This is a genomic window from Pseudonocardia sp. KRD291 (assembly GCF_019263595.1).
GTDB lineage: Bacteria > Actinomycetota > Actinomycetes > Mycobacteriales > Pseudonocardiaceae > Pseudonocardia.
Genome location: NZ_JADQDD010000469.1, coordinates 1 through 2,583, shown reverse-complemented (window position 1 = coordinate 2,583; position 2,583 = coordinate 1). Strand labels below are relative to the sequence as shown.

Here is a 2,583-nt window from a genome sequence, read left to right as displayed (position 1 = left end):
GCTCGGCCGGCGCTCCCGGCTCGGGGGACGCCTGCTCGGCGCCCTCGGCGTCGGCGCGCTCGGGCTCGGTGCCCTCCGGCGGCGCGGAGATCGGGACGTCCAGGTCGATCGACCCGGCCCGCTCGAAGGTGAGGGTGACCGGCACCGACAGCCCGGAGCGGATCGGTGCGACGAGCCCGCCCAGCTCGATGGTGAGCGGGCGGCTGCCGGCCGGGACCCCGCCCTCGGCCGCGATCTGGGCGACCAACGGGATGTCCTGCGGCAGGGTCGGGTCCCCGCCGACGCGGACCGCGGGTGCGCCCGGGCTGCTGACCCGCACCAGCCGGTCGGTGACGGCCCCGGTGTTGAGCAGCGTGACCTCCATCGGCGCGGAGCCTCCGGCCGGGTAGAGGACACCCTCGGAGGTGCGCGGCGGGAAGGCGATGCGCGCGTCCCGGATCAGGACGTCGCCCTGCTGCGTGCTGATCCCGTTGACCGCGGAGATCTGGTTCGCGGTCTGGGACAGCTGGCCCGCCCCGCAGCCGGACAGCGCCAGCACTCCGGTGAGGGCGACGGCTCCGGCGGCCCCGGAGAGGGCCCGGGACGGGCGGAAGCGGCGGTTGCGGCTCACGGTCGGCGTGTCCTTTCTCGACACTGCCGGGGCTCGGGGTCCCGGCACGGTCTGACGCTGGAGCGGGCGCGGGGGAGCGGGCCACCGGTGCGGCGTCGCCACACGGGCGTCCCCGCGCGGTCCGCGCCGAAGCCTAGTCGCGCACCGCCCGCGCGGGCGCACTCGGTGGTGTGACGTGGGCGGCCGGGGCCTCCGGAGACCTGCGAAGGCACGTTTGTTTGAGGTTGTCAACCCCCTGACCTGCGACGACGGTGCGGTCCGGTCTCCGGTGTGTCGGTGCGACGTGTTAACCTGGGTCCAGCGAAAGGGGCCAGAGGACACATGGTTTTCAAGGTCGGAGAGACCGTCGTCTACCCGCACCACGGTGCCGCACTCATCGAGGCGATCGAGACTCGGACGATCAAGGGTGAGGATGTTCAATACCTCGTCCTGAAGGTCGCCCAGGGTGATCTGACGGTACGCATTCCCGCGGACAACGTCGAGCAGGTCGGCGTCCGCGACGTGGTCGGTCAGGAAGGCCTGGATCGGGTCTTCGAGGTGCTGCGCGCGCCGCACACCGAGGAGCCCACGAACTGGTCCCGCCGGTACAAGGCGAACTGGGAGAAGCTCACCTCGGGTGACGTGAACAAGGTGGCCGAGGTCGTCCGCGACCTGTGGCGCCGTGAGAAGGACCGGGGGCTGTCCGCGGGCGAGAAGCGGATGCTGGCCAAGGCCCGGCAAATACTGGTCAGTGAGCTCGCGCTGGCCGAGGGCACCGACGAGGAGAGGGCCGAGGTCCTGCTCGACGAGGTGCTCGCCACCGCGAACGCCTGAGAAGTCCTCGACGCGATGTCCGCGGTCGATCCCTCGGGTGTCGTGGCGATCGTGCCCGCCGCAGGCTCCGGCCTGCGGCTGGGCGCGGGGGTCCCGAAGGCATTCGTCGAACTCGGCGGCGTGCCGATGGTGGTGCGCACCGTCGACGGGTTGCTCGAGTCCGGCGTGGTCGGCCGTGTGGTCGTCGTCGTCCCTGTTTCCGAGGTGACGGCGGCGGCTTCGCTGTTCCCCGGACGTCCGGTGACCGTGGTCCCGGGCGGTGCGGACCGCACCGCGTCGGTCGCCGCCGGCCTGCGTGCTGTGACGTCCGATGTGGACGTCGTGCTGGTGCACGACGCCGCGCGTCCGCTGACGCCGCCGGACGTCGTCCGGCGGGTGGTGGCGGCCGTACGCTCCGGTCTGCCCGCGGTGATCCCGGTGCTGCCGGTGACCGACACCGTCAAGCAGGTCGACGCCGACGGCGTGGTGACCGCGACCGTCGACCGCTCGGCCCTGCGCGCGGTGCAGACCCCGCAGGGTTTCCGCAGGTCCGACCTGGTCCGCGCGTACGCGGGCGTCTCCGGTGCGCTCACCGACGACGCGGGCCTGGTCGAGGCGCTCGGCGACTCCGTGCACACCGTCGCGGGTGACCCGGTCGCGTTCAAGGTGACCACGGCCTGGGACCTGCGCATCGCCGAGCTGATCCTGGCCGGTGCCTCCGTCCCGGAGCATCCCCCGATCTCCGCGGAGGAACGATGAGGGTCGGTATCGGTACCGACGTGCACCCGATCGAACGCGGGCGCGAGTGCCACGTGGCCGGGCTGTTCTGGCCCGGGGTGGACGGCTGCGCCGGACACTCCGACGGCGACGTCGCCGCGCACGCGCTCTGCGACGCGCTGCTCTCCGCCGCGGCCCTCGGCGACCTCGGTGCGGTGTTCGGCACCGGGCGCCCGGAGTGGTCCGGGGCGAGCGGGACGGCGCTGCTCACCGAGGTCCGCCGCCTGCTCGACGAGGCTGGCTGGCAGGTCGGCAACGCCGCGGTCCAGGTCGTCGGCAACGACCCGAAGATCGGCACCCGTCGCGCCGAGGCCGAGCAGGCGCTCTCCGCCGCCGCGGGCGGACCGGTCGCGATCTCCGGCACCACCACGGACGGCCTGGGCCTGACCGGTAGAGGAGAAGGC

The 2,583-nt window shown here is 73.3% G+C and carries 4 protein-coding genes; 3 read left to right on the top strand and 1 reads right to left on the bottom strand.

Features of this window, described 5'->3' with window-relative positions; all coding sequences use genetic code 11:
- Positions 1-610, bottom strand: a 610-nt coding sequence (locus I4I78_RS31830) for a hypothetical protein (RefSeq protein WP_218615216.1), incomplete at its 3' end; no start/stop codon positions are given.
- Between the two features lie 321 nt (positions 611-931).
- Between I4I78_RS31830 and I4I78_RS31825 the strand changes: the two genes are divergently transcribed.
- The 3 genes from I4I78_RS31825 to ispF all read left to right on the top strand — a co-directional run.
- Positions 932-1,423, top strand: coding sequence for a CarD family transcriptional regulator (locus tag I4I78_RS31825; RefSeq protein ID WP_218615215.1), 492 nt, complete (start codon positions 932-934; stop codon positions 1,421-1,423).
- Positions 1,424-1,438: 15 nt separating this feature from the next.
- Complete coding sequence (ispD, locus tag I4I78_RS31820) at positions 1,439-2,161, top strand: 2-C-methyl-D-erythritol 4-phosphate cytidylyltransferase (protein ID WP_218615214.1); 723 nt, start codon at positions 1,439-1,441, stop codon at positions 2,159-2,161.
- A partial coding sequence (gene ispF / locus I4I78_RS31815) for a 2-C-methyl-D-erythritol 2,4-cyclodiphosphate synthase (protein WP_218615213.1) occupies positions 2,158-2,583 on the top strand: 426 nt, incomplete at its 3' end. The genes ispD and ispF, both read left to right, overlap by 4 nt.

Coding starts and splice junctions, on each gene's coding strand:
- ispD (WP_218615214.1), top strand. CDS start 1,439: ATGTCCGCGGTCGATCCCTCGGGTGTCGTGGCGATCGTGCCCGCCGCA.
- I4I78_RS31825 (WP_218615215.1), top strand. CDS start 932: ATGGTTTTCAAGGTCGGAGAGACCGTCGTCTACCCGCACCACGGTGCC.